This window comes from Nostoc sp. (genome assembly GCF_036919575.1).
Classification (GTDB): Bacteria; Cyanobacteriota; Cyanobacteriia; order Cyanobacteriales; family Nostocaceae; genus Nostoc.
On sequence record NZ_JBALBY010000095.1, the window covers coordinates 88,121 to 113,030 of the forward strand.

The following is a 24,910-nucleotide window of genomic DNA, read 5'->3' on the forward strand; positions in this document are numbered from 1 at the left end:
TTATTTTTTCTAAATAAAAATAAGGCTAATTGCCAAAAGTGGCAATTTATCCCTGAATATGTCCCATACCCATAGTTTTATGTTGCCTATAAAAATCATTTCTTGAAATCACTGTGGCTTGAACTGTAATGCCTGGTAAACCGCTTCAGGATTGCCGGCGATCGCCTTGAGATATGCCTGTGCGGTCTGGTCAGGTTCGGTGCGTCCCTGTTCCCAATCGCGCAGAGTGCCAAGCGGGATATGATAACGCTCCGAAAATTCCTCTTGGGTGAGTTGCAGGGCGCGACGCATGGTTTTGACACGGGAAACCCGACGGGCATTCCTTATCTGAGCTTCCGTCATGGGAATAGCATCCGGGTCGGTTAATGCGGCGGTTAAAACCTCTTCCTCTGTCATGGGACGCATAGGCTCCCCGGAAATAGTCTGTGCGTTACCGTCCGGTAATATTTCAAGAACCGTCCCATCCTGCTGCATTCTGGCGGTAATAGTCGTCTGCTATATAAATCCTAGACAAGTCTAGACATTTACTTCTTACTTCAATGGGAGCATGGGAGCGGTTATCCCTCAGTAAGCTTAGACGCTTTAGCCAAACGCGATTCTTTCACTTTATTGTTTAAATCCCAAAAAACTATCACTATCTTTGCTTGGTTTTCGCTTAAGTAATAGTTTTATTAAATACTTGAGATAATTCAAATTATACATGAATTACTCATTTTTGGCAACAAAAAATAGTCCAAGTTTTTCTACATAAGTCTAGTTTTGTCTAGCTTATTGCTTGCTAGCAAATAGCTCTTTCATATTTTGTTGCCCTTCGTGCCGATATTATATCTTGACTGGATAAAGAGCCAGAATTTGTTAGAGCGTCAAGTACCGATTCTGAAGTTAGTGGAAGTCTTAGGTAAACCATTTTTTAACAACCTGCGATCGCTCACAGTCAGTAGTTATGGAACTGAGACGCGATCGCTCAAAGGGGGCGTTTTCTTTAAACTTCATAATTCGTGAGATTTTCATAGAAGCTCAAAGTGCAGAAGGCAAAAGAATTGTTTACCTTTTGCCTTTTCTTAATAATCGGGAAAAATAAGGCGATCGCTCTTTGTATATAGGCGAAAACTGAGGTAGCAAACGCAGCCAGTATTGCAGTAAACTAATTGGTAAACCGTAGTATTCGCATTATAGTACTGTACGGTCAACCAACAATAAAACTTTCGCCAATTCAAGGTAGAGATGATGCAAGAAGTAACTCGCCGCAAATTTATTGCAACAGCCACCTTAGCGACGGGTTTTGCCCTCGCAGTACAACCCATTTCTGCTGGAGTCATCACCACCAATGCTAAGGGGTTGGTAGCTGGTGCGGTGAAAATTCCTGTTAAAGATGGGGAAATTCCTGCTTATAGAGCAGCACCTGCAAGTGGTGAAAATTTCCCCATCGTCCTGGTAATTCAAGAAATCTTTGGCGTACACGAGCATATTCAGGATATCACTCGTCGCTTTGCTCAGTTGGGATATTTAGCGATCGCACCCGAATTATTCATCCGTCAAGGCGATGTCTCGAAATTAAGCAGCATAGACGAAATTCGCCCAATTGTCGCCAAAGTGCCAGATGCTCAGGTGCTATCCGATCTCGATGCTACGGTACACTGGGCGGTGAAATCAGCTAAAGGTAATGCTGATAAATTGGCAATTACAGGCTTCTGCTGGGGCGGACGCATTACCTGGTTATACGCAGCACATAATCCCAAGGTGAAGGCTGGCGTGGCTTGGTACGGGCGACTTGTGGGCGATGCTACCGAACTTCAGCCGCAGAATCCCATCGATATTGCATCAAAAGTGACAGTCCCGATTCTCGGACTCTACGGCGGCAAAGATACAGGTATTCCCATCAATACAGTAGAGCAGATGCGCGATCGCTTAAAGGAAAGCAGCAGCAAATCTGAAATCATCGTCTACCCCGATGCACCCCACGCATTTTTTGCCGATTATCGCCCATCCTACCGCGAGAAAGAAGCTAAGGAAGGTTGGAAACGTCTTTTGGCATGGTTTAAGCAGCATGGCGTGTAGTGGGGGATGAGGGGGATGAGGGGGATGAGGGGGATGAGGGGGATGAGGGGGATGAGGAAGAATAATAATAAATTAACGTGAGTTCGATGAACCTCTCCCGGACAGCCTCCCTCTCCGAAACGGAAAGGGAGGAGCAACGAAAAATTCAGCTTTTTGCTCCCCTCTCCGCGTCGGAGAGGGGTTGGGGGAGAGGTCAAATAAAACTTGTCGAACTCACGTTAAATTAAATTGTTCGCTTACTTCTACTGCTCCCCCATCTCCCCCATCTCCCCCATCTCCCCCATCTCCCCCATCTCCCCCATCTCCCCATTAGTCTAAGTCTGCAAAACATAGAAAAGCCCCCCATAGCGGGAGGCTTAAAAGTTAGCGGAGAAAACTTGTGAGATTAGCCGTTAACTACAGCGATCGCTCCTCCTAATGCTGAGAAAACCGCAGAGACGGATGCTGTAGCAAACAGCCACCACGCTGCTGTAGCTGCGGCTTTGCGGGTTTCTTCTGCTTGCTTCTGTGCTTGACGCTTCACCTCTTCTAGGCGGCGTTGAGCTTCGTGCTGTATGCGTTCTGCACGTTGCAATACTGTGTTGCGTGCCCGTTCAATTTGGTCAATGATCCCGTTGGCATCTGCTTCGGAGATGTCCTCACGAGAACTCATAATTGCCACTAGGGTATCACGATCAAAAGAGGATAGGCGATCGCGCAGGGCATCAAATCCCGCCTGGGGATCGTCAAAAAATGTGCGAACATCGCGCTTGATACTATCGTAATTAAGTTCCGGGCGATCCAGGGCGTTGAGATAGTTGCGAATGCGGCCAAAAACCCCGTCAATTGCATCTTGAATGCCTCGTTGGATGTTCCGCACTTGTTCTACAAATTGATCCCTTACGGATACCATGTTATCGGCAATCCGCGCCGCTTCTTCATCAGAAATATCTTCCCGAATTTTCAGCAGGGCGATGATCGTAGAACGGTCAAAATGGGAAAGGCGATCGCTAAAAGTTTCTACCCCAACTCGCGGATCGTGCAACAATAATTGCAAGTCGCGTTTAATACCTTCTGGATTAAGTTCTTCCTTGCCAGTTTGCCGCAAATACTCTTCCAGATAACCTTTGAATGTTTCTATTCTTTGCTGTGTGCGGCTAGCTAGGCGACGAGGCGCACGTACAAAGTTGCGAATCGAAGTTTGGGTGGAATCAATGATTTCATTGACTTGTTCTTCACTCAAATCTTGGCGTTGACTGAGCAACTTCACCAGTGTATCCCTGTCTACCTGCGACAACCGACGGCGCAGTGCGACGGCTCCCTGCTGGGGATTTTCAAACAATCTGGTCAAATCTCGTTGAATACCTTCTGGGTTGAGTTCTTGTTTACCAGTATTCCGCAGATAATCTGCGATCGTCGTAGTCACAGAGTCGTATTGCTCTTTAGCTTTATCCACTACCGCTTGTGGTGTGTGGCGAATGCTATGCCACGACTCCTCAGCAGCATTGATGATTTGATTAACTTGATCTTCACTCAAATCTTCCCGTTGACTCAACAACTGTACCAAGGTATCGCGGTCAAAGCGAGACAACCGCGCCCGAATTGAGGCAATTCCAGCTTGGGGATCTTCCAGTAGCTTTTTGAACTCCGCGCGGATAGCATCAGGATTCAGTTCTGATTTTCCTGTGTTACGCAGATATGATTCTACATTCAGCCACAGGGTTTCTGCTTGATATTGTGCCTGTTCTGCTAGTCCTTTGGATTCTACCAAGACGCGATCGCGCTGTTTTTCCAACTCATCGAGAATGCTGTCTACTTCATATAGCTGGACATCATTACGTTGCAGCAATATCTCCCGAATCTCCTGACGTTCAAGGTGTGCCAGTCGCAATGTCAGGGTTTCATCATCTGCCTCTGAGTCTTCCAACAGTGGTTTGAAATTCTGCTCAATGCCTTCAGGTGTCAAATCTGCTTTCGGGGTAACGAGCAGATAACTTTCCACAGCCCGTTGCAAGTCTTGGACTATCTCTCTTTCTTCGACAACTTTCACTGTCACTAGCACATCTTGGCGGACAACTTCTAGCTGATCTGCAATGCGGTGAATTTCGGCTTGGGTAAGTAGTCCTCGCTGTTGCAGAATATTGATGAAATCGTTGCGGGATAGTCGCTCTAGTTCTCTGCGGACTATTCCAGGGTCAGCTGCTGGGTCGTAGATGACATCACGAAATTCCTGAACAATTCTTTCCTGACTCAGTTGCCAAGCATAAGTGTTGTATAGGTAGTTTTCGACATCAGCCCGAATTGGGCTATAGGGTTGCGATGGTGTTGGCAACCCTAGCTTATCTGCTTCTTGGGTGACTTTCTCTTTGGCAGTGGTTAGGCTACGCAAGATTTTTTCTACATCCAAATCAGGCAAATCTGCCCGTCCCAAAACAATGCTGGTTAAGGCAGTTATTCCTTGCTGGAGTGTACTTTGAATTGGTCCAGTACCTGCCTTTTGGTCAGATCCTTTCGAGCCACGCGTTTCTGTGACTAACCGATCAAGCTTGGCGTTAAGTTCATCTGTTTTAGTTTGTCCTGCTGGGAGTGATTTGAGATAATCGATTAACTCGCCCAAACGGTCTTCGGTGGGTGGCTGCTGACTTACCACTTGCTGCCAAACTTTATACAACGTATCAGCAATGCGGCTAACGTCTTTTTTGGAAAGGTCGGTGCGACTGCTGACTAACTCGATAAACTTTTCGCGGTCGATATTGCGAATATCTGGAGTCCCCGCGATCGCTTTTAATTGCGGATCGTTGAGTAAATTTTCAAAGTCACTCCGAATTTTCGACACATCTAGCTCTGGAGGACGGATCTTTTCTAAGTAATCCTCTATGTTCTCCCGGATACTCACTGGGTCGATGGCGCTCCCTAGTTCCCGACCGATAGCGGCGGCGGCGGCTTCAGCTGTCGCTACAACTTGGTTATTGATAGCTTTTGCGCCCAGTGCGGCGGTGGCTGTCCCCATAATCGCCTGAAAGCCGGAGGTTGCTGTATTGACGACTGAGCCAATTAAGGAACCCACGGTGGTGGAACTTACCCAAACGAGGAGCAAAAAGTAAGCACCCCAAATCACTAAGCCGAGAATCGCTCCCAATCCTCGGTCTGAGATTACAAGGCTCAATTTCACCGCGAGGAAAGAAGCGATTAATAAGGCGATCGTCACAGTGACTAATGTCCAAATCCCCACTGCTGTGCCGATTTTGCGAATGCTACCGCCCAAACTTCCGACTTCCCCACTATCTGAATCTGAGTCAGATGAGTGCCCCAGGTAGGAAATACCGGCTGCAAGGGAGAGATTAGTTAGAACTAATTGGAAAGCAAAGGCTAGAATCACGCCGGAGATTAAAGCCACAAAAAAGCGCGGCCCCGAAATGAGAGCCGATGCCTGTGTTGGCGTGATGTTTGAGGTATCTACTGGAACCTGTGCCATCCACAATAGTGGTTTGTAGAGTCCCACCATGATTTCCGTACTTTGGAACATTGTATTTCCTTCTACTAAGTTTAAATTTGGGGAATTAAGAATTTCTTGAGAAGCAACTCTTAGTATTTATGTTTGTACCTATGGCAATACCTAACTGTTTAGTTCAGAATCGTGGAATTTAGCTGTTTAAAGCATCTCTCCAAAGGCTGAAAAGTCTATCCGGCGAAAGATATAACTTTTATATCTAACGCTAAAAATATTCACGATCAGATGAAAAATTTGGCTAATTATTGGCTGCTACTTTTTAATTTTTAATTACTAAGTCACAACTATTTATTTTGCGAAAATTGCAGTTTAATCCTGAGAATTTCACATTTCTTTATAATTAGATTTTTATCACCCTCTCAGGGTGGATTTGTCTGTACCAAGATGTTATTGATTATCATCAGCAATAAGTGCCTGTAGTTTATGCCTATAGACAGATAGGATCTCAGTTGTAGATAGCTACATTAAACTTAACAAACAAATCGTTGAGGACAAAAAAATGGCAGTTCCAGAAACTCGCCCTTCTACTGGTTTACCACCTGTTGCACCCGAATACAACGGTGTAGATCGCAATGCATTTTTGTTTGGCTGGACTCCCCAAGCCGAAATTTGGAATGGTCGCTTGGCAGCTATTGGCTTCGTTGCCTATTTACTTTGGGATTTGGCGGGTTATAGCGTTGTTCGTGACGTGCTACACATTATTGGATATTAGCAATAGCTAAGGAGTTAGGAGGAGCCACTCGTTGCGGGGGTTCCTCCTTTATAGCAAGTGGCGTTGATCAGTTTGAACTTATTATATTACAGCTATTTTCAGGTAAATAGACCACGCGGTAGGGGCACAGAAAAAGCTCATTGGTGTCAACTTAAGCCAAAACTGATTTAAAATCTCGTTTCCAGCTTCTTGCTGGAAATGCAAATCCTGGTGGCTCTGCCGCGAGTTACAGAGGCGGAGCCTCAATGAGGGGCATTCCCAGTCGGAGACTCTTAACGAGATAATCAAGGATTCTTAACCCACGTTCGCCCTTGGCGTTCCGCAGGAAAGGTGGGTTTTGCCTCGTGTAGACGCGGTTTCTAACCGCCCTTTTCACGTTAAGTTGACACCAATGAGCATTGCTGTGCCCCTACGACAGATGTGGTTCAAATACATGATTTCTGCTGTAACTTCATCCAAAGATATCTTAATGACTCCCTGCCACGATTCTAATTGCTTAATACCTCGTTTATTTAATAGCGAAAAAAGCCACCTAGTTATAGGTGACTTTTTTTTGATTATAATTTGATAAAAATTACTGAAATTATCAACAGCGATTATTCATCAATACAACTAGGAATGCCCAAAACAGCACAGGGAAAATTAGAACCTAGTGCCTCAATCATCGGATGATTGACAGAGTTGCAACCTAGAAACAGAATATCGGCAGCTTCTGATTCAACAACTTTGTTAAGTTCTATGGAAATGCAGCCAAATCGCAAATGAGATTTGAAGGAACCCTGCCATTCTTCAGCAAGACTTCGGGCTTGCCAGAGAATTATATCTGCTTGTTGTAGGGGTGTTACCACTGTCTGCAATTTGGGTTGAGTTAATACCAGTGTGACAGACTTTGATACTTCACTGATTTGACATTCCAATGAAGGCTGTACTTGTGGAAAGCTCAAGATGTTTGGATGCTGGCTGTTTTGATTATCTTCTACCACATAAACGGCTTGAACTGTGACTTCTGCATTAGTGGCTAAACGCGTTTGATGGGCAATCCAAAAGGCAATATCTAGTGCCGTATGACTGTTAGGAGATGCGTTATATGCAACAATTAAATTAACTGCTTTTGAGCTTTGAGGTTTTTTAGAAAAAGGTTTTTTTGGTTCTGGCAACAGTACCATTTGTTCAATTAAGTCATCTCGGCCTGTGGCACTTTGCAGACGTGCTAACATTGGCTTAATTTGCACAGCTTTACTTCTCCTAATGAAATGAATTAGCAATGAGAAGCAGGGGGACAAATTTTAGATTTTAGACTTCGGCTACGCTCACTCCTTCCCTGCGGGACGCTACGCGAACGACAAGGCTCAGCAACCATCGAACGATTTTGGATTTTAGATTGAGTGACGATAACCAAAATCTCAAATCTGAAATCAGTCAAGGAAACCCCAATAATAACTGTATTACAGCCAAAGTCTTGGGGGTTCCTTCCATTGCCTACGGAGTTAGCTGACGGGCTAAGACTGGAAGGTGTCTCTCTCTTAACAGTGCTGAGTGCTGTTAGGGGTAGCTAGGCTTTAGCCAGTGCTGAGTTAAAGATTAATAATTCCTAACTCCTATAGGATTTACGCAAACAATAGCTAAAACCCCGATTTCCCAGTAGGGGCAATTCATGAATTGCCCCTACCGCGTGTAGTTTTGCGTAAGTCCTATCCTAACTCCTCACTTTCTATGAGATACGCCCCACAATATGGTTCCTCCGCTCCAAATTCAGCTTTCATGAATTTGAATTAGGCTACCCACTAAAAAACATGATAATCTAACTTACTCGTCTTGGGTAAAATATCGATCAAGGAAATTCAGGGCGTGGTTGCGGAGTTCAAAATATTCTTTTGAGTTTCGCATGGCGGCGCGATCGCGTGGACGCTCAAAAGGAATTTTTAATATCTCCCCGATACTAGCAGCCGGGCCATTGGTCATCAATACGATGCGATCGGACATATAAATTGCTTCATCTACATCGTGGGTAATCATCATCACTGCTTGCCGATGGTTTTCCCAAATATCTAATACTTGCCGCTCCAATTTGCCGCGAGTTAGTGCATCTAGTGCCCCAAAAGGTTCATCCATCAGCAACATTTTGGGCTGAATTGCTAAAGCTCTGGCAATACCTACTCGTTGTTTCATACCTCCAGAAATTTCATCAGGATATTTGTCAGCCGCCGCCGTCAAGTTTACCATTGCCAAGTGTTGATTTACAATGCTGATTTTCTCAGATCTATGAGCATTTTTTAACACTTCATCCACGGCTAAACGGATATTTTCTCGCACTGTTAACCAAGGTAACAGCGAATAGTTCTGAAATACCACCATCCTTTCGGCTCCTGGCTGACGAATTTCTTGTCCATCTAGCCGAACTGAGCCGGAAGTGGCTTTTTCTAAACCAGCTACTATCTTTAGTAGAGTTGATTTTCCACAACCTGAGTGACCAATTACAGAAATATATTCATCTTCACCAATCGTAAGATTAACTCCATCTAAAACGACAAAATCATCTTTATCAGGTGTCGGATAAGACTTGACTAAATTTTCAATTTCTAAAAATCCAGGGCGGGACAGAACTTCGCTCTGGGTATTAATAGGTAATGAGGTATATTCCATCATCAAATGCTCCACAAATAATTTAGTCATCAGTCAATATTTGAACTTGGAATTTAAGACATGAAAAAGTTAGTGGGAGCGTTAGCCCTGATGGCAAAACTATTTAGATAACCCACAGGATCGCTGGGGTCGAAGCCTTTCTTATCTATAAATACTTCTGGTGGTTCGACCTTGTAATCATCCTTGGGACACTCGATGCCTATTTCAGATGCTATCTCCCGATATAAATCTGTTCTCCAACCAAGTTCTGCTACTTTCTCGGCATTTTTGGGGAATTCCTTAATTTGTCCCCATCGCGCTGCTTGTGTCATCAACCAAATACTTCTCGATCTCCATAAGAATGTCGAGTGTTCTGCTGGCTGTTTGGGTAGGTTATCAGGAATATCGAAGAAAATCGTGGTGTCATCGGCTTTGATGGTACGGTCTTTGCCGTCAAAGCCGCCATAGTTGTAGTTGCCGAGAATTCCGGGACTTGTAAACTTCGCAATTGGGGCATCTTTCTTTTTAGGTCTAGCACCTGTAAAGGAACGGTCTGTGATCAGTTCGGCTACTTCTTGACGATTTTCTACTTTGCTGCAATACTGGCAAGCTTCAATCATCGCCTTCACCAAGGAACGATAGGTTTTAGGATATTTTTCGATGAAAGATTCCATCACCCCCAACAGTCGATCTGGGTGTCCCAACCAGATTTCTTTACCTTGTGCGAAGGTAAAGCCGATGTTTTCATTACCTGTAATTGCGCGTGTGTTCCAAGGTTCTGCAACCATGTAAGCTTGCATTGCACCAATCCGCACATTTGTCACCATTTGGGGGGGCGGAACGATGATGACGCGAAACTCTTTAAGCGGATCAACACCGGCGGCGGCGGATAGGTAACGGACAAAGTATTCGTAAATGGCGGAACTCAGAACAACTGCCCAAACTTTGCGTTCTGGCGGCTGCTGGTCAAAGTAGCCTCGGAAATCGCGCCCAAAGGCTTCTAGCGCACCATCGCCATATTTTTCTTGATACTCATACCACGGACGTAGCCCAAAATCCCACATGGCTTTGTTCATGGTCATGGCGTTACCGTGGCGGTGAATGGTCATCGCTGCACACAAGGGGGCGTGGCGTGCGCCTTCAGCACCAATTCTGGCGTTGGTGACTGCACCAGATACTACGGGCGAAGCATCCAGGCGACCAAAAATTAAACCGTCGCGGGAGGTGGCCCAACTAGCTTCGCGGTTGAGTGTGACGTTCAAACCATATTTGCGGAAGAAGCCTTTTTTCCAGGCGATCGCAAATGGCGCACAATCATTAACGGGAACGTAACCAATGGTGAGATCAGATTTTTCTAGGTCTTGGGATCTAATTATTGGTTGTACAGCTAAGGCTTCTTCAGTCAATCCTTTAGCTGATCTATCTCCTGAAATCGCACAGGAGGACAGCGCTATTCCTGTTGTGGTTGCTCCTATTCCTTTGATAAAGTCTCGTCGAGTCCAGCTATTATCACCCATTCTTATAGCTCCATTGGTGATTAAATAATTCGTAATTCGTAATTCGTAATTCGTAATTAAGTTTTGCAATGGGGATTTTAACGCCACCGCAAAACTTGCTGCTTGATAGTTGCTCTTGACTTAAATCCACGGAACTTGTTAATTACTCGTGTTTTAGGTGCAGAGTATCGTTACATCTTGCTGTTTTGATAGCAGCCAACTTTTGTTAAGGGACTGACAACAAATAAATTACCCAATCTTGTGGGGTGGGCAACATGAGCGCCTTTCTATACGGGCGCTCATGTTGCCCACCCCACAAGAAGTAGTTGAGTATTTTTTTATTTGTCAGTCCCTTAGTTAGAAGCTGTCGGGCGGCGAGTTATTAATTCTTGGATTTTGCCCACGCCGTAATCTAGGATTAACCCAGTTAAACCAATTATCAACACAGCTAAAAACACTGAACTCAGGTTTAAGCGACTCCATTCATCCCACACAAAAAAGCCGATACCAATACCGCCTGTGAGCATTTCCACGGCGACGATTACTAGCCAAGCTATCCCTAAACTAATTCGTAAACCTGTAAAAATATACGGCAAACTTGCAGGCCAGATGATTTTTGTAATTCGTCTCCAACGAGGCATTTCCAGCACTCGTGCTACATCTAAATAATCTTGGGGAACGCTAGAAACTCCTAAAGCGGTATTAATAATTGTCGGCCATAAGGAGGTAATGAAAATTACAAAAATCGCTGAAGGATCTGCTAAATTGAAAATTGCTAAGGCGATGGGCAGCCAAGCTAGGGGGGATACGGGTTTAAAAATTTGAATGATCGGATTGAGCGCTAACATTGCCGGTCTGGACATGCCAATTAGAAACCCCAGAGGAATCGCTACTACTGCACCTAACAAAAAGCCTAGTAATACCCGGCGCAGACTTGCTATCAACAACCAACCAATTCCCAAGTTGCCTGGCCCTCTTTGGTAGAAGGGATTTAAGATGTAGTCTAGATTAGCGATTAGCGCTTCTGGTGGGGTAGGCATCAATTCATGGTTGGCAAGTGCAACAATCCACCACAACACAATTATTCCCAAGAAACCCAATACAGGTAAAATGAAGACATCTCTAAAGATGACAGGTTTTGCCTTTTTCCAAGTGGCTTGTCCAGCGATCGCTGCGATCGCAACCAAATTTAGTTGAAATATCATTTACGACCTCAACAGATTTAAGTGCAGGTACAAAAAATTTGAGCAGTACCAGCCTTGGACACCGATGAGATCGGAACATTATAAAAATGTCGTCTCTTCAGTCTCCTCTCAATGCCTACGAAGTTAGCTGACGGGCTAGGGCTGAAAGATGCCCTTCTGAAGAAAGTTATGAGTTATGAGTTGAATATTTAGTAAAGTAACTTCTCACTTTCTCTGAGATACGCCCCACAATTTGGTTCCTCCGCTCCAACCTCACGTACTGTGATGTGATGGATTAGGCTGACTTACTCTAATGGATACTAGTTATCAACAATATAACATCAATGCTCAGTAAAAGCCAGCTGCATTCTGATAAATGTTGTTTATTTCAATACCAAAATCAAGTGTGTCTCTTTGCTTTTCGGTAATTAACAACATTTATAATTTTTGATAATTTTAGTTGTATTGTGACTGAACCCATTGCACAGAGAGCTAAACAACAATAGTTGAATCAATCATCAAGTCTGTTACCTCTTTGATTAACATTTCTTAATAAGAATTATATTATACTTTGCAAATTTTATACACTGATAGTTAATCCAGCAAACAAAAAAACATATAAAATCTATTTCTTTTGATAGGTTAATTAAATCGCTAATTCTGGTAAAAAACGACTGCACTCGCTAAACTATTTGGATATGGAAGTTTACTTATCTATCTCCTAGCTGAATTTAACATAATGGATTTTAGTCAAGTACTGGCTGAAAAAGGGGACACCATCCTTGATCAATGGATTGTAGCAGTTCGCAAGGATAGACGAATTGAAAGCGCTGATGACTTATCTTACACAGCGATCAAAAATCATATCCCTGATGTTTTGAAAGCTATGGTGACAGTGCTTTCAAAATCCCAGGATAATGATATTCAGTCGATAGTTATTGCCAGTTTCGAGCATGGAGCTATTCGAGCTGAACAAGGGTTTGACCCAGGAGAAATTGCCAGAGAATATCATCTGCTGCGAACAGTAATATTTGATGCTCTACAAGCAGATTTATTGAGTGGAACCCCATCAGAGATAATTCGTTCCATGCGTTTGATAGACGCAATTGTAGATGAAGCGATCGCTCGGTGTTTTAAGAGTTATGTTGAAGAGAGGTTGCGAGAATTACAGCAGTTGCAGTCATCACTAACGCTCCATAATCAGGAACTCACACGCTTAATTAACGCTAATCAAGAGTATCTTTCCCAACTCGCCCACGAATTGAAACATCCTCTAACTTCTATTATTGGTTACTCGGATTTGTTTTTACGTCAACAACGACGAAAGACGGAGGTGAAAGACACTTCTGCCAATTTAGAACATATTGAGCGCGTGCTACGCAATGGTAGACAATTACTGCACCTGATTAACAATGTATTAGAACTTTCGCGGTATGACGCAGGGCAGATAAAACTCCAACTAGCGCCTACCGATGTGCGTGAATTAATTAATAATGTATGTGAAATGTTGGAACCTTTAGCAGTTGGGAAAAATTTAAAAATCGTCGTAGATTGCGATCGCCTTCCCAAAGAATTAATCACAGATTCTTTTCAATTCCAACATATTGTCACAAATCTTATTAGTAATGCAATTCGTTATACAGAGTCGGGGACTATTATTATAATATGTCAGGTGTTGGAGAACCAGAAATGGGCGATCGCAATTTCTGACACTGGAATTGGCATTGCACCAGAAAACCAAGCGCAGATATTTGAACCCTACTTTCGCGTCAGTTCTAGCGATCGTTCCTATCTTCCTGATAGTACTGGATTGGGGTTAGCGATCGTCTCGCGGTTGGTGAAACTACTACAAGGTCAAATTAACTTAGTTTCCGAGGTAGGCGTAGGTTCTACTTTTACCGTAATTTTGCCCTTAGAAGCGAAGATTTGAGAAAGTTTCTCGGATTTTTATCTGACTTGCGTAGGCTGGGAGTAGGGAATAGGGAATAAGTGCATTAGACGTAGAGGTAGGTTGGGTGGAGTGGAGCGCAACCCAACTGATTATCAGGATGTTGGGTTACGCAAAGCCTCCACCCAACCTACATTTAGGCTAGAGGGTTCAGTACAAGACTACCGAGATTTTTCAGAAATCAAACAGGAGTCCTATATAATTAGTGCAAAGATAATTTGCCCAAATACAGCTAAAATTAATAAATAGTAGAATAAAGAGCAATTTTCTTTCTCCAAAGCGCTCTATCTATCATTACAGCAAGCACTATGGAAGTCTTAGAACTCAAACGCGAAATCGAAACGTTGTCTGGCCGCCTGGGTAAAACCCAGGACTATCTTTGACGTACCTGCACTGACAGCCAAAATTCAAGACCTGGAAAAAATATCCGCTCAACCAGAATTTTGGGATGACCAAACCCAAGCCCAACAAACGCTGCAAGAACTCAACGACCTGAAAGCCCACCTCCAGCAATACGATCGCTGGCATACGAATCTAGAAGATACTAAGGCAGTTGTTGAGTTATTGGAGTTAGAAACCGATGAAGCACTACTGCAAGAAGCGGAATCTACCATCACTAAACTCAATCGTGACCTGGATCAGTGGGAGTTACAACAGTTACTTTCTGGCCCCTATGATGCGGAAGGTGCTGTACTGACGATTAGCGCTGGTGCTGGTGGCACTGATGCTCAAGACTGGGCATTTATGCTGATGCGGATGTACACCCGTTGGGGCGAAGCTCACGGCTATAAGGTAACTTTAGCAGAAGAGTCAGAGGGTGATGAAGCCGGAATTAAATCGGCAACCCTAGAAATTACTGGTCGTTATGCTTATGGTTACTTGCGATCGGAGATGGGTACACATCGCTTAGTGCGGATTTCACCTTTTAATGCTAACGGCAAGCGACAAACCAGTTTTGCCGGGGTGGAAGTGATGCCACAGATCGATAACTCTGTACAGTTGGACATCCCTGACAAGGATTTGGAAATCACCACAACTCGCTCTGGTGGGAAAGGTGGGCAGAATGTCAACAAAGTAGAAACAGCAGTACGGGTGGTTCACCTTCCTACCGGTCTTGCCGTGCGCTGTACAGAAGAGCGATCGCAGCTGCAAAATAAAGAGAAAGCCTTAAATCGTCTCAAAGCAAAGCTGTTGGTCATAGCCAAGGAGCAACGCGCCCAAGAAATTGCCGAAATTCGTGGCGATATGGTGGAAGCCTCCTGGGGAAACCAAATCCGTAACTATGTGTTTCACCCTTACCAGATGGTGAAAGATTTACGTACAAATACCGAAACAACCGGGATTGGCGATGTGATGAATGGCGAACTTGATACATTCATCCAAGCTTATCTGCGCCAAGAAAATAAACTGGTAGAAAGCACTCCCTGATAATTGGGAATTAGCAATCGGTACTAGGTATTTTTTTACTTAGTACCGATGATTTATTTTCTCGCATTTACAGCTATTTTCAGGTAAATAGACCACGCGGTAGGGGCACAGCAATGCTGTGCCCCTACAACAGATGTGGTTCAAATAGATGATTTCTGCTGTAAGATGAGCGCGATCGCATCGCACCCCATATCATTAGTGCGTTTTTAAAGAAATCCCATAGCAACATGCAGCGATCGCAATTCTGTGCCAGACCAACTGTTACAGTTATAAAAGAGTCTGTAGACAAATAACTATGAGCAACTCTCCTTCAACAGAACCTCAACCTAGCTACGTAAAACTCGCCATGCGAAACATGGTGCGGAAGGGTGCAACTTCCCTTAAACATTTTGCGTTGACTGCCGTAGGGCTTCTAGCTCTCCTTGTTGGTCTTGCTTACCTAACTCACTAACGACAAACCGTAAACCTCAGACTAGGAGAGTGTGTGCCCCTGAGAGTTGAACTATATGTGGAGGAGTATTTTTACGAGTTGTCCCCGACAACATCTGTAAAGATTGGGGATACTCATTCCCGAATTACTCCTGAAACTTGGGAAAACTGGTTTAATCGCTGGTTAGAAATACTTCACCCTCATATTCCGCCAGCGCCAAGTTATGAGATCGGGCTGCGTTTGACAGATGACTCGCAAATTCAAGAACTGAATGCCCAATATCGTCAACAAAATAAACCCACAGACGTTTTAGCCTTTGCTGCTTTGGAGGTGGATTTTCCTCAAAGCCAAGAAATGCTTGCCTCTATACCATTATACTTAGGTGATATTATTGTGTCTGTAGATACAGCACAACGTCAAGCTCAACAGCAGGAACATAGTTTATCAACTGAGCTAGCCTGGTTAGCTGCTCACGGATTATTACATCTGTTGGGCTGGGATCATCCTGATGAAGAAAGTTTGGGGCGAATGTTAGAACAGCAAGTGAAATTGCTGAACGCAATAGGTATTGCTATTGACATGGAATAGCAGTATGTGTATCTCTTAGTGCCAATTTTGGGCAATACTTTTATAATACTTTTGGGGAAAATTGCTTAAATATTGTCTCAAAGTTAATTCCGCCATTAAGATCGGCGAATATTCCCACTGTAGCAACTCTGTTCTTGTGTTTTTAAGTCTATGTCCCAAAAAATTTCTCCATCACCAACGCCCACCTCGTTACAAACACTCGTGTCTAACGAACGGGAATTCTCCTGGAAAGTAGCCTCTAATTTATTTGTTAGTTTTAAATATGCCTGGGCTGGAATCAGCTATAGTTTTCAAACTCAACGTAATTTTCGCATCCACGTAAGTGTTTGCGCTTTGGCAATCGGTTTAAGCGTTTTTTTGCATCTGCAAGCGGTGGAAATAGCTGTAATTGGCATAACTAGTGGTTTAGTTTTGGCATTAGAGTTACTAAATACCGCGATCGAGTCCCTTGTAGACTTAACCGTTAAGCAGACATACCATGATTTGGCAAAAATTGCTAAAGATTGTGCGGCTGGTGCAGTCCTTGTCTCTGCTTTGGTAGCGGTGCTGGTAGCTGGTACGCTATTGCTCCCTCCTCTGGTAAGGTTAATTATATCGGCTTTATAGATGTGATTTGCGTCACCGAACAGCCCACCGCAGGTATCGGCAAGTGACTCGGTAAGAGAGCAGACTCTATCCGATCCCCTTTGGAGAACACATTATCAGCTATTCCAAATTTAAATAATGCGATGTCTACGACGGGCGTAGCTGCGACGCCAAGCATCCTGGCTAAAGGGTTACTTGGTAATCTTTAGGAACTGGCTTATCGTAGAGTAGCCGCTTTATATTTACGCATCCACGTTAGCATTATTTTACCCTAGCGAACAAATAGCATGAGATATTGGTCTATGCTTTTTGCAACTGATGAGTGGTAAAAACCAGGAGTGATGAGCTTTGATTATAGTTATCGACAATTACGACAGTTTTACATATAATTTAGTGCAGTATCTGGGGGAATTGGCAGCAGAATTCCCAGTGGCAGATGATATTAAAGTTTTTCGTAACGACAAAATATCCATAGATGAGATTCGGGCATTAAAGCCGGAAGCCGTGGTTATTTCTCCCGGGCCAGGTCGCCCGGAAGATGCTGGCATTTCTTTAGAATTGATTGAACAGCTAGGCCAAGAGTTGCCAATCTTGGGTGTCTGTTTGGGACATCAAAGCATCGGTCAAGTATTCGGTGGTAAAATAATTCCGGCTCCAGAGTTGATGCATGGCAAAACCTCTCAGGTGTCTCACAATGGGGTGGGGGTGTTCCAGGGATTGGAAAATCCTCTAACCGCCACCAGATATCATAGTTTGGTGATCGAACGTGAGACTTGCCCAGATGTGTTAGAAATCACCGCTTGGGTTGAAGATAACACCATTATGGGAGTCCGACACCGGAACTATCCTCACATTCAGGGCGTCCAGTTTCACCCAGAGAGTGTCCTGACATCTTCAGGAAAACAGTTATTGCGAAATTTTCTGGAACAGTTACAGTCAAGAGCATAATTAATGAAACGACGACAGTTGATGGGCTATGCTGGGGCGGGGTTGGTAACAGCTTTAGTTACTAACTTGGGTTCTGAATCTCAAGCTGATGCACAATCTAGCGGTTTATCAGTTCAGTGGTTGGGTCATACTTGCTTTCTTTTTACTGGTAGCGGTGCGAAAATTCTCGTCAATCCATTTCGGGCGGTCGGCTGTACTGCTGGGTATCGTCTACCAAAAGTTGCAGCAGATTTAGTACTAATTAGCAGCCAACTGCTGGATGAAGGTGCTGTGGACGTACTACCGGGAAATGCAAAACTCATCTACGAACCAGGAGTTTACGAGTTTAAAGGCATTAAGTTCCAAGGAATTGCCATAGACCACGATCGCAAAGGTGGTAGGCAGTTTGGCTTAAATACTGCTTGGAGTTGGAAGCAAGGCGGAATTAATATTTTACATTTAGGGGGAGCTGCTGCACCCATTTCCATTGAGCAAAAAATCCTGATGGGGCGTCCTGATGTGGCATTTATTCCAGTGGGAGGCAGTGCAAAAGCCTACAATGCTGAGGAAGCAAAGCAGGCGGTTCAAGTGTTAAATCCCAAGCTAGTGATTCCCACCCATTACCGGACACAGGCGGCTGATGCTGCTACATGCAATCTTTCGCCACTCGATGATTTTCTGACGTTGATGAAAGGTATGACAGTGCGGCGTAGCAACGGAGATAGTATTTCCATTAGCCCTAAAGATTTGCCGGAAAATAGCGTGATTCAGGTTTTGAGTTACAAGTTTTGAGAAGCCGGGGAAGCCGGAGAAGAATTCCTAATATTATGTCCACTTGATTACTTATTAAACCCGAAGAACCCCAAAGAGCCAAAGCTGTGCTTATGTCTCCCCTCCCAAAGAGCCTACGGTGTATACACAAGTCAAATAACCCCCCTTAATCCCCCCGATATATTGGGGGGAAACAGGAATCTAGTTCCCTCCCATTTACAAGGGGAGGGTTAGGGTGGGGTAAAACTGACGCAAAAAACCAGGTGAGTAAACTATTTCAGACTTGTGTGTACACCGTAGCCCCGCTTGCGGAGAGGGGATTAAGGAGTGGGGTGCAATGACTATGGAATCATAACTAATTACCCGGACATGATATAACTCCTGACTCCTGAATTCTGAATTCTGAATTCTGAATTCTGATTTTAGAATGTATACCATTCTGGGGTAAGCTTATCGGCATCGCTGATGGGATTCTGAGTGGCTGTTGTCCCATCTAGAGTCCAAATGCTGTCTGCACCTGCTGTCTGATCGCGCCAGTAGATGTCGGTTTTACCATCGCCGTTGAAATCGCCAAGGGATGGTGTCAAGGCTGGATTATTAGCTGGTAAGAAAGCTTCAGTAGCAACTGTTGTACCATCCATCAACCAAGCGGTGTTTTCACCAGTTGTGCCATTGTGCCAGAAGATATCGGTCTTGCCATCGCCGTTGAAATCGCCAATTTTAGAAGTCCAGGCTGGGTCAAGTGTCTTCAAAGCACCCTCTGTGACTAAGATCCCATTCATCGTCCAAACCTTGTTCTCACCTGTTTGAGCGTTTCTCCAGAGAATGTCAGTCTTATAGTCGCCGTTGAAATCACCAAGGGTAGGAGTCCAGGCGGCATCTTGTGATTGCAGCGCCAATTCAGTCTTTTGCGTACCATCCATAAACCAAGCGGTGTTAGCGCCGGTTGTCTGATTGCGCCAGAAAATGTCGCTCTTGCCATTACCATCGAAATCAACAATGCTAGGAGTTAGTGCTGGGTCTGTTTTATCTAAAACAGTTGCATTCAGAACTGTTGTGCCATCCATCTCCCAAATAGCGTTCTCACCAGTTGTGGCATTATGCCAGAAGATATCGGTTTTGCGATCGCCATTGAAATCGCCAATCTCAGGAGTCCAAGCTGGGTCAACGCTGCTTAGAGCAGCCGCATTAGCAACTTTTGTGCCATCCATCAGCACAATGCTATTCTCGCCGGTTGTCTTATTGCGTAATAAGAAGTCGGTTTTGCCATCACCATTGAAGTCAGCAATTTTATAATCATAGGCGGATAGGTCGAAATTACCTAGAGAACCCTGTTCGAGAACTTTTGTTCCATCCATCAACCGAATGATAATCTCACCGGTTGTAGAATTGACCCATACTTTATCCGTTTTGCCATCACCGTTAAAGTCAGGAGTAATCGCCGCACTAGTTAAGTAAGGATTAGGATTGGGATTTGCTGACGTTTTGATAGGCTGAGTCAACGGTTGACTTTCTAGTGCTTGGAAGGAACTCTTATTCAAAAACCCCGAATCAAAATTTAAATTCTCAAAAGAAGATGTCAAGATTTGTGATTTTGCAAAAGAGTCTGATGCCCATCCAGATGTATTCAAAGTTAAGGGTGAGGAATTTGTATTTACAGACATGGGGTATTTTTATGATTGGTTATCATATTTTTTTAACTTTTTTTGATAGTCTCTTTCTGTAACTAAATAACATTTACCAGGTTTTCCAGATTTCTTTATAACTATTTTTTCTTTATTAATGTCATTCTTTAAAGATAAACATCTGTTTGTTTTAAACGATTTTTATAAAATTTTCAAGTTCTATATAAGCAATTATAAAATATTTTTTGTGCCTTATCTATGTGATGATTTAGAGATAAAATTGTAAAATCTTATTTATTTTATTTGACATTGCAAATGTTGAATTAAAACATACACATATATATAATTCTGACTCTGACTTTTCACGTCATCTGGAAATAGCCCATGAAAAACCTAACCCCCTAACCCCCTTCCCGACACGGGAAAGGGGAAAATTCAAAGTCTCTCTCCTAAAGATTTAGAGAGAGGTTTTTCAGATGGTTATGGATAACGCATATTTAATTTCTGGAGATGTCTAATAATTTATGACTTCAGTTTAAACAAATATTGGATAGAATAACTTAGATTAGCAACTACGGAGAAGCATGATCTGTGCATCATCTAGTTGTCAAAAGTGTAAAATAACACAATACTTTCATATATACATCAGCTATGCAAGCAGAATATCGGCAGCGTCGCCAGCAGTTAATGGCAAAAATTGGTGATGGCACAGCCATTTTTCGCAGTGCGCCAATGGCAGTGATGCACAACGATGTCGAGTATGTTTATCGCCAAGACAGTGATTTTTTCTACCTGACTGGTTTTAACGAACCACAGGCAGTTGCAGTGTTAGCGCCGCATCATTCAGAACATCGGTTTGTGCTGTTTGTCCAACCGAAGGATCGCGAAAAGGAAGTATGGACTGGTTATCTTTCTGGGGTAGATGCAGCGAAGGAAATTTATGGCGCTGATGAAGCGTACCCGATTAGCGAGTTAGATGAAAAGTTACCGCAGTATTTGGAAAAAGCCAGTCGGATTTACTATCACTTAGGACGCGATCGCGCCTTCAATGATCAAATTCTGGGACATTACCAAAGTTTGCTGCGGACTTATCCTAAGCGCGGTACAGGGCCGATCGCTATTGAAGATACTGGGACTGTCCTCAACAGCATGAGACTAATTAAAAGTGAAGCTGAATTGGAATTAATGCGTCAAGCAGTTGCGATCGCTACTGTTGCACACAATTACGCGCAAGAAATCGCCGCACCCGGACGTTATGAGTATGAAATACAGGCGGAGATGGAACGCATCTTTCGAGTGCGGGGTGGGTTAGGCCCCGCTTATCCTTCGATTGTGGCTTCTGGCGTGAATGCTTGCGTACTGCACTACATTGAAAATAATCGTCAAATGCAGGATGGAGAATTACTGCTAATTGATGCCGGTTGTACCTACGGTTATTACAACTCAGATATTACCCGGACGTTTCCTGTTGGGGGTAAATTTACGCCAGAACAAAAGACGCTGTATGAGATTGTTTTGGAGGCACAAAAACAAGCGATCGCTCAAGTTCAACCAGGTAATCCCTTCAAATTAATTCATGATACAGCAGTGCGCGTCCTCACCGAAGGTTTAGTTGAACTTGGCATTCTCAAAGGTGAAATTGACAAGTTAATTGAAGAAGAAAAATACAAACCATATTATATGCACCGCACCAGTCATTGGTTAGGTTTGGATGTCCATGATGCGGGGGTTTACCAGCACGGTGAAGATAAACCGCAGATTTTACAACCAGGTCAAATTTTGACAGTAGAACCAGGACTATATATTGTGCCTGACACCAAACTAGCAGAAGACCAACCAGAGACTGATCCTCGATGGATTGGCATTGGTATTCGTATTGAGGATGATGTGTTAGTTACATCTGATGGACATGAGGTATTAACTGCGGGAGTTCCCAAAGCAGTGGATGAAGTGGAAAGATAAAATAATTTGTAATATCAAGTCCCGATAATTAGTTATCATTCCCACAGTCATTGCACCCCACCCCCAGCCCCTCCCCGCCGGCGGGGAGGGGAGACAAAGCGTAGCTTTGGCGGGGTGGGGTTCTTGGGGTTTAGTAAGTAATCAAGCGGACATGATATAATTGGTAATTCGCAAGAAGAAGCGGTGGACTTAAACCCACAGAATTAGTCAAAACATAGGGATGGTACACACCATCCCTAAGCTAAAATTGCGGACAAGCCATGAGAGTCGTTGTCAGAATTCCTAAGATTTTATCTATTTCTTTAATAAAGTAATCGTTTTTATCGATAAAGATGGTATTGTCACAAAGTTTGAGAAATTTCCAATCTGTTCCTGTTGTGACTACACCATAAATTTCATTGATAATATTTCCTTGTTGTTGGTTAAATAGTTGAGATGCAATCATTGTCGCAATGCATTGTCCTAAACCAGATTTAATACTTTCATTTTTAGCTTCCACAATAGTCACCACGGGGCTAGTAATTTCATATTGTTCTGGTGAACAACTGAGAATAAAATCACAGCGTCCTTCTAAGCCTTTAGAAGCATCTACATTAAATTCTGAGCCAGAAAATATACTAATTTGGTATTTAAAGAAGCGTTTAACTTCAATTAAAACAGGCATAATAATTAGTTCAGAACGAGCTTTTTCTGTATTTATTGCTGTCACCAAAGGTAGATGTTCAGAGAAAATCAAATTTAGATATTCACTAGGAGAAACTGCCTGTACATCCCCAAATAAATCTTGATTTTCAACAAAGATTAATTTAAAGTCGGTTTTTACTTTGCTAAGATTAAAGGCGCTGTACGGCATTGGATCATCTTGGGAGTAAAGTGCAATCCGATTCAGTTAAGGCTTAACTCTTTGTCAAAGTCAATTTTTTTAACGAACCGCAAAGGACGCAAAGAACGCAAAGGAAGAAAAGCAAGAAATACTGAACTGTACTGGAGTAAAATGCAGCGATGCCTACGACGGCAAGCTACGCAACTTGCAAAAGTTAAAGAACTGAGTTTGATGATATCTCACATCAAGAACAGCCCTCAACATATTTGACTTCCGGTAATTTACCTGACCGAAACTGAGTAACACGCTTACCGTCAGTCTCGAAAACTATACGATAGTTCTGGTCAGATTTGTCTTTCGGTACAAATGTCAAGTAGTGTCCGCCTTGGACGTATTTATGAGGTGTGACTTGAATTTGTCCTGGGTATAAAGACTTGATTTGCGTTTCAGTGTCGCCAATTTTTGCACCTTTGAGGGTAGTAATCTGGGTATTATGACGCACATCTACTCTAGAAATGCGACCTTTTGTAACCATAAACAAAAGATTTTTGGGTTCGTTTTGCGGCTTAACGTAGTAGCAACTATTATTCGGTGATTCGCCAATTAGCTTAATACCAGTAGCTTTTGCCGCTTGGGAAACAGTCATCCCAACTCTTACTTGTCCGATACCATTGATGAACAATTTAGACTGGTTTGTTAGTTTTGCCTGTGCTACAACTGTGCTGACAGTTAGAGAAGAAAGAGCAAGCATTACGGTACTAAGAGTCAATAATTTAGCTTTGCTATTCATTTTCTGCAAATAAAAAGGGGTATATGTTTATATACAATAGCCAATTACAGCAAGACCATACTGAATTTAACGCAAGCTGTGACTTTCTTGGTACAGATGGGAACAATAGCAAGTAAGCATTTCCCTTAGCCGAGATTAGGAGTTTTGTACTACTTATGCTGACTTTTCCCACCAATTCTTCAAGCACCGAAAATTGGGTGTTAAATGATGAATAATGTTGTAAATGAGCAGCCTCATCAACAATTGCTCCAGCAGTTAGACTTAATGATCCGCGCCCGTTATCCACTGCTGTATATTGTAAGTGTCGAAGAAGAACCTGTTGAACAAGTCTTACATCAACTCACACAAATATCCCAGCCACCTCGAAGCTTTTATTTTGGGATATTGTAACGGGTTGGGATGACAATGGTAGTGATAAAGGTTCTGTAATGGGTGCATTAGGGCGTATTGCTAAAACTCAAGCAGATACGCCGACTGTTTTTGTTTCGCTATTCCTACCGTTTACAATGTGGAAAGTAAGGACGATGATTAGAGGTAGAAGATGACTAGCAAAGAATTATTAATCCAAGAAATAGAAACTTTACCACCACAATTGTTAACAGAAGCACTTAATTTTATTCGAGAAATCAAAACCAGTCATACAGCAAAACAGTCAAGTACAAATAACTTACGTGGTTCTACAGCTGAAGATTTACTAGAATTTGCCGGAACTTGGTCAGGTGATGATATCAGAGAATGTCTTCAGCTTGTTCATGATACTCGTATGTCACTGGAATTTTAAGAATGTATTTGCTTGACACAAATCATTGCACTTTTTTGATAGAAGGTGAACCAAAAGTTGTCAATCACTTTCGGGAACTAGGTAAGGTTACACTCGCCACCAGTGCTATTGTCGCAGGTGAACTCAGATTCATGGCACAAAACTCCCAACAAAAAACTGCAAATCTCATCAAAATTCACGCATTTCTCAACCGAATTGATATTTATCCAATTGATGATGAAACGGCAGAAATTTACGGAGATTTCAAGTCGGAAATTATTAAAAGATTTGCAGCCAAAGAAAAGAGTAAACGCAAAACAACTCAACTACAAGAAATTGGCGTTATATCATTACACACATCACTAACGCAAAATACACTAAACTCAGTAAATCGCCAACACACAAACAGATTTTTCCGATTCTGGGAATGACTTGGGTTAATACTTCTGGTATCATCAGACATCAGTTTTAATTAGGAGGCTTCATCGCCAGAATCTTCTGAGCCGCAGCTTCATCAATTGTCTACAACTGTAGACAATTGATGAAGCAAAAAAACAGATAAACGCTTGTGTCAAAGAACATCGCATTGATTATCCTTGATTTTGCCTTATCAACCGCCGCCAAACTCCCAAAAATCCTACCTAGCTAAGAAGAGTACGGTAGAGCTAAAAAAAATGAGGATGGCACATAGCATCCTCATTCGATTTTTTG

23 protein-coding genes, 1 pseudogene and 2 riboswitches are annotated in these 24,910 nt (G+C 43.1%); of the genes and pseudogenes, 14 read left to right on the forward strand and 10 right to left on the reverse strand.

The features are described 5' to 3' along the window. Nucleotides 1-108 precede the first annotated feature (108 nt). Nucleotides 109-405 (reverse strand): helix-turn-helix domain-containing protein, encoded by a 297-nt coding sequence (locus tag V7K27_RS24405; RefSeq protein WP_334950732.1) that lies wholly within the window; start codon nucleotides 403-405, stop codon nucleotides 109-111. A gap of 417 nt (nucleotides 406-822) precedes the next feature. Here V7K27_RS24405 and V7K27_RS24410 point away from each other — a divergent pair. Both V7K27_RS24410 and V7K27_RS24415 read left to right on the forward strand, forming a co-directional pair. Next, nucleotides 823-1,002: pseudogene (locus tag V7K27_RS24410) on the forward strand (DUF3352 domain-containing protein); the annotation flags it as partial. A gap of 225 nt (nucleotides 1,003-1,227) precedes the next feature. Then, nucleotides 1,228-2,058, forward strand: a complete 831-nt coding sequence (locus V7K27_RS24415; RefSeq protein ID WP_334950766.1) for a dienelactone hydrolase family protein — start codon at nucleotides 1,228-1,230, stop codon at nucleotides 2,056-2,058. 385 nt (nucleotides 2,059-2,443) lie between these two features. Here the strand turns inward: V7K27_RS24415 and V7K27_RS24420 are convergent, their stop codons facing one another. Continuing rightward, a complete protein-coding gene (locus V7K27_RS24420) occupies nucleotides 2,444-5,563 on the reverse strand; it encodes an MFS transporter (protein ID WP_334950733.1) in 3,120 nt (1,039 codons plus the stop codon). Nucleotides 5,564-6,047: 484 nt separating this feature from the next. On the opposite strand from V7K27_RS24420, the gene V7K27_RS24425 reads away from it, so the two are divergent. Next, the gene (locus V7K27_RS24425) at nucleotides 6,048-6,260 is read left to right on the forward strand and encodes a high light inducible protein (protein ID WP_334950734.1); all 213 of its coding nucleotides are present in this window, start codon (nucleotides 6,048-6,050) and stop codon (nucleotides 6,258-6,260) included. A 596-nt stretch (nucleotides 6,261-6,856) separates the two neighbouring features. On the opposite strand, the gene V7K27_RS24430 is transcribed toward V7K27_RS24425, so the two are convergent. The 4 genes from V7K27_RS24430 to ntrB all read right to left on the reverse strand — a co-directional run bounded on the left by V7K27_RS24430 (nucleotide 6,857) and on the right by ntrB (nucleotide 11,583). Continuing rightward, nucleotides 6,857-7,477, reverse strand: a complete 621-nt coding sequence (locus tag V7K27_RS24430) for a universal stress protein (protein ID WP_334950768.1) — start codon at nucleotides 7,475-7,477, stop codon at nucleotides 6,857-6,859. A gap of 244 nt (nucleotides 7,478-7,721) precedes the next feature. Next, nucleotides 7,722-8,028: riboswitch (cyclic di-AMP (ydaO/yuaA leader) on the reverse strand. Nucleotides 8,029-8,066: 38 nt separating this feature from the next. Continuing rightward, the gene (locus V7K27_RS24435; protein ID WP_334950769.1) at nucleotides 8,067-8,903 is read right to left on the reverse strand and encodes an ABC transporter ATP-binding protein; all 837 of its coding nucleotides are present in this window, start codon (nucleotides 8,901-8,903) and stop codon (nucleotides 8,067-8,069) included. Nucleotides 8,904-8,956: 53 nt separating this feature from the next. Then, nucleotides 8,957-10,399 carry an ABC transporter substrate-binding protein gene (locus V7K27_RS24440; protein WP_334950735.1) on the reverse strand — a complete coding sequence of 481 codons (1,443 nt, stop codon included), beginning with the start codon at nucleotides 10,397-10,399 and terminating at the stop codon, nucleotides 8,957-8,959. 332 nt (nucleotides 10,400-10,731) lie between these two features. Further along, the gene (gene ntrB, locus V7K27_RS24445) at nucleotides 10,732-11,583 is read right to left on the reverse strand and encodes a nitrate ABC transporter permease (protein ID WP_334950736.1); all 852 of its coding nucleotides are present in this window, start codon (nucleotides 11,581-11,583) and stop codon (nucleotides 10,732-10,734) included. A 97-nt stretch (nucleotides 11,584-11,680) separates the two neighbouring features. Continuing rightward, nucleotides 11,681-11,874, reverse strand: a riboswitch (cyclic di-AMP (ydaO/yuaA leader). Between the two features lie 427 nt (nucleotides 11,875-12,301). On the opposite strand from ntrB, the gene V7K27_RS24450 reads away from it, so the two are divergent. Next, entirely contained in the window at nucleotides 12,302-13,492 is a 1,191-nt protein-coding gene (locus tag V7K27_RS24450; protein ID WP_334950737.1) for a sensor histidine kinase, read from the forward strand. 326 nt (nucleotides 13,493-13,818) lie between these two features. Then, a protein-coding gene (gene prfB / locus V7K27_RS24455; RefSeq protein WP_334950738.1) for a peptide chain release factor 2 occupies nucleotides 13,819-14,938 on the forward strand; the annotation gives its coding sequence in 2 pieces (ribosomal slippage) (nucleotides 13,819-13,890 and nucleotides 13,892-14,938; 1,119 coding nt in all). A 124-nt stretch (nucleotides 14,939-15,062) separates the two neighbouring features. Here prfB and V7K27_RS24460 read toward each other — a convergent pair. Continuing rightward, nucleotides 15,063-15,227, reverse strand: coding sequence for a hypothetical protein (locus V7K27_RS24460; RefSeq protein ID WP_334950739.1), 165 nt, complete (start codon nucleotides 15,225-15,227; stop codon nucleotides 15,063-15,065). A gap of 6 nt (nucleotides 15,228-15,233) precedes the next feature. Between V7K27_RS24460 and V7K27_RS24465 the strand changes: the two genes are divergently transcribed. The 5 genes from V7K27_RS24465 (at nucleotide 15,234) to V7K27_RS24485 (ending at nucleotide 18,260) form a co-directional block, all read left to right on the forward strand. After that, entirely contained in the window at nucleotides 15,234-15,389 is a 156-nt protein-coding gene (locus V7K27_RS24465) for a DUF3285 domain-containing protein (protein ID WP_012408076.1), read from the forward strand. A 39-nt stretch (nucleotides 15,390-15,428) separates the two neighbouring features. Then, a complete protein-coding gene (ybeY, locus tag V7K27_RS24470; protein WP_334950771.1) occupies nucleotides 15,429-15,956 on the forward strand; it encodes an rRNA maturation RNase YbeY in 528 nt (175 codons plus the stop codon). A gap of 150 nt (nucleotides 15,957-16,106) precedes the next feature. Next, on the forward strand, nucleotides 16,107-16,562 hold the full coding sequence (locus V7K27_RS24475) for a diacylglycerol kinase family protein (protein WP_334950740.1): 456 nt from the start codon (nucleotides 16,107-16,109) through the stop codon (nucleotides 16,560-16,562). A 327-nt stretch (nucleotides 16,563-16,889) separates the two neighbouring features. Beyond that, nucleotides 16,890-17,489 (forward strand): anthranilate synthase component II, encoded by a 600-nt coding sequence (locus V7K27_RS24480; RefSeq protein WP_334950741.1) that lies wholly within the window; start codon nucleotides 16,890-16,892, stop codon nucleotides 17,487-17,489. A 3-nt stretch (nucleotides 17,490-17,492) separates the two neighbouring features. Continuing rightward, a complete protein-coding gene (locus tag V7K27_RS24485) occupies nucleotides 17,493-18,260 on the forward strand; it encodes an MBL fold metallo-hydrolase (protein ID WP_334950742.1) in 768 nt (255 codons plus the stop codon). A gap of 401 nt (nucleotides 18,261-18,661) precedes the next feature. On the opposite strand, the gene V7K27_RS24490 is transcribed toward V7K27_RS24485, so the two are convergent. Further along, a complete protein-coding gene (locus tag V7K27_RS24490; RefSeq protein ID WP_334950743.1) occupies nucleotides 18,662-19,903 on the reverse strand; it encodes an FG-GAP repeat domain-containing protein in 1,242 nt (413 codons plus the stop codon). Nucleotides 19,904-20,515: 612 nt separating this feature from the next. Between V7K27_RS24490 and V7K27_RS24495 the strand changes: the two genes are divergently transcribed. Next, a complete protein-coding gene (locus V7K27_RS24495) occupies nucleotides 20,516-21,826 on the forward strand; it encodes an aminopeptidase P N-terminal domain-containing protein (RefSeq protein ID WP_334950744.1) in 1,311 nt (436 codons plus the stop codon). 241 nt (nucleotides 21,827-22,067) lie between these two features. Here the strand turns inward: V7K27_RS24495 and V7K27_RS24500 are convergent, their stop codons facing one another. Together V7K27_RS24500 and V7K27_RS24505 are read right to left on the reverse strand one after the other, a co-directional pair. Next, nucleotides 22,068-22,679 carry a hypothetical protein gene (locus V7K27_RS24500; protein ID WP_334950745.1) on the reverse strand — a complete coding sequence of 204 codons (612 nt, stop codon included), beginning with the start codon at nucleotides 22,677-22,679 and terminating at the stop codon, nucleotides 22,068-22,070. Nucleotides 22,680-22,893: 214 nt separating this feature from the next. After that, complete coding sequence (locus V7K27_RS24505) at nucleotides 22,894-23,439, reverse strand: hypothetical protein (protein WP_334950746.1); 546 nt, start codon at nucleotides 23,437-23,439, stop codon at nucleotides 22,894-22,896. Between the two features lie 204 nt (nucleotides 23,440-23,643). On the opposite strand from V7K27_RS24505, the gene V7K27_RS24510 reads away from it, so the two are divergent. From V7K27_RS24510 to V7K27_RS24520, 3 genes are all read left to right on the forward strand, one after another. Beyond that, complete coding sequence (locus tag V7K27_RS24510) at nucleotides 23,644-23,829, forward strand: hypothetical protein (protein ID WP_334950747.1); 186 nt, start codon at nucleotides 23,644-23,646, stop codon at nucleotides 23,827-23,829. 151 nt (nucleotides 23,830-23,980) lie between these two features. After that, on the forward strand, nucleotides 23,981-24,220 hold the full coding sequence (locus V7K27_RS24515; protein ID WP_334950748.1) for a DUF2281 domain-containing protein: 240 nt from the start codon (nucleotides 23,981-23,983) through the stop codon (nucleotides 24,218-24,220). Nucleotides 24,221-24,222: 2 nt separating this feature from the next. After that, entirely contained in the window at nucleotides 24,223-24,630 is a 408-nt protein-coding gene (locus V7K27_RS24520) for a type II toxin-antitoxin system VapC family toxin (RefSeq protein WP_334950749.1), read from the forward strand. The last annotated feature ends 280 nt before the right edge of the window (nucleotides 24,631-24,910 follow it).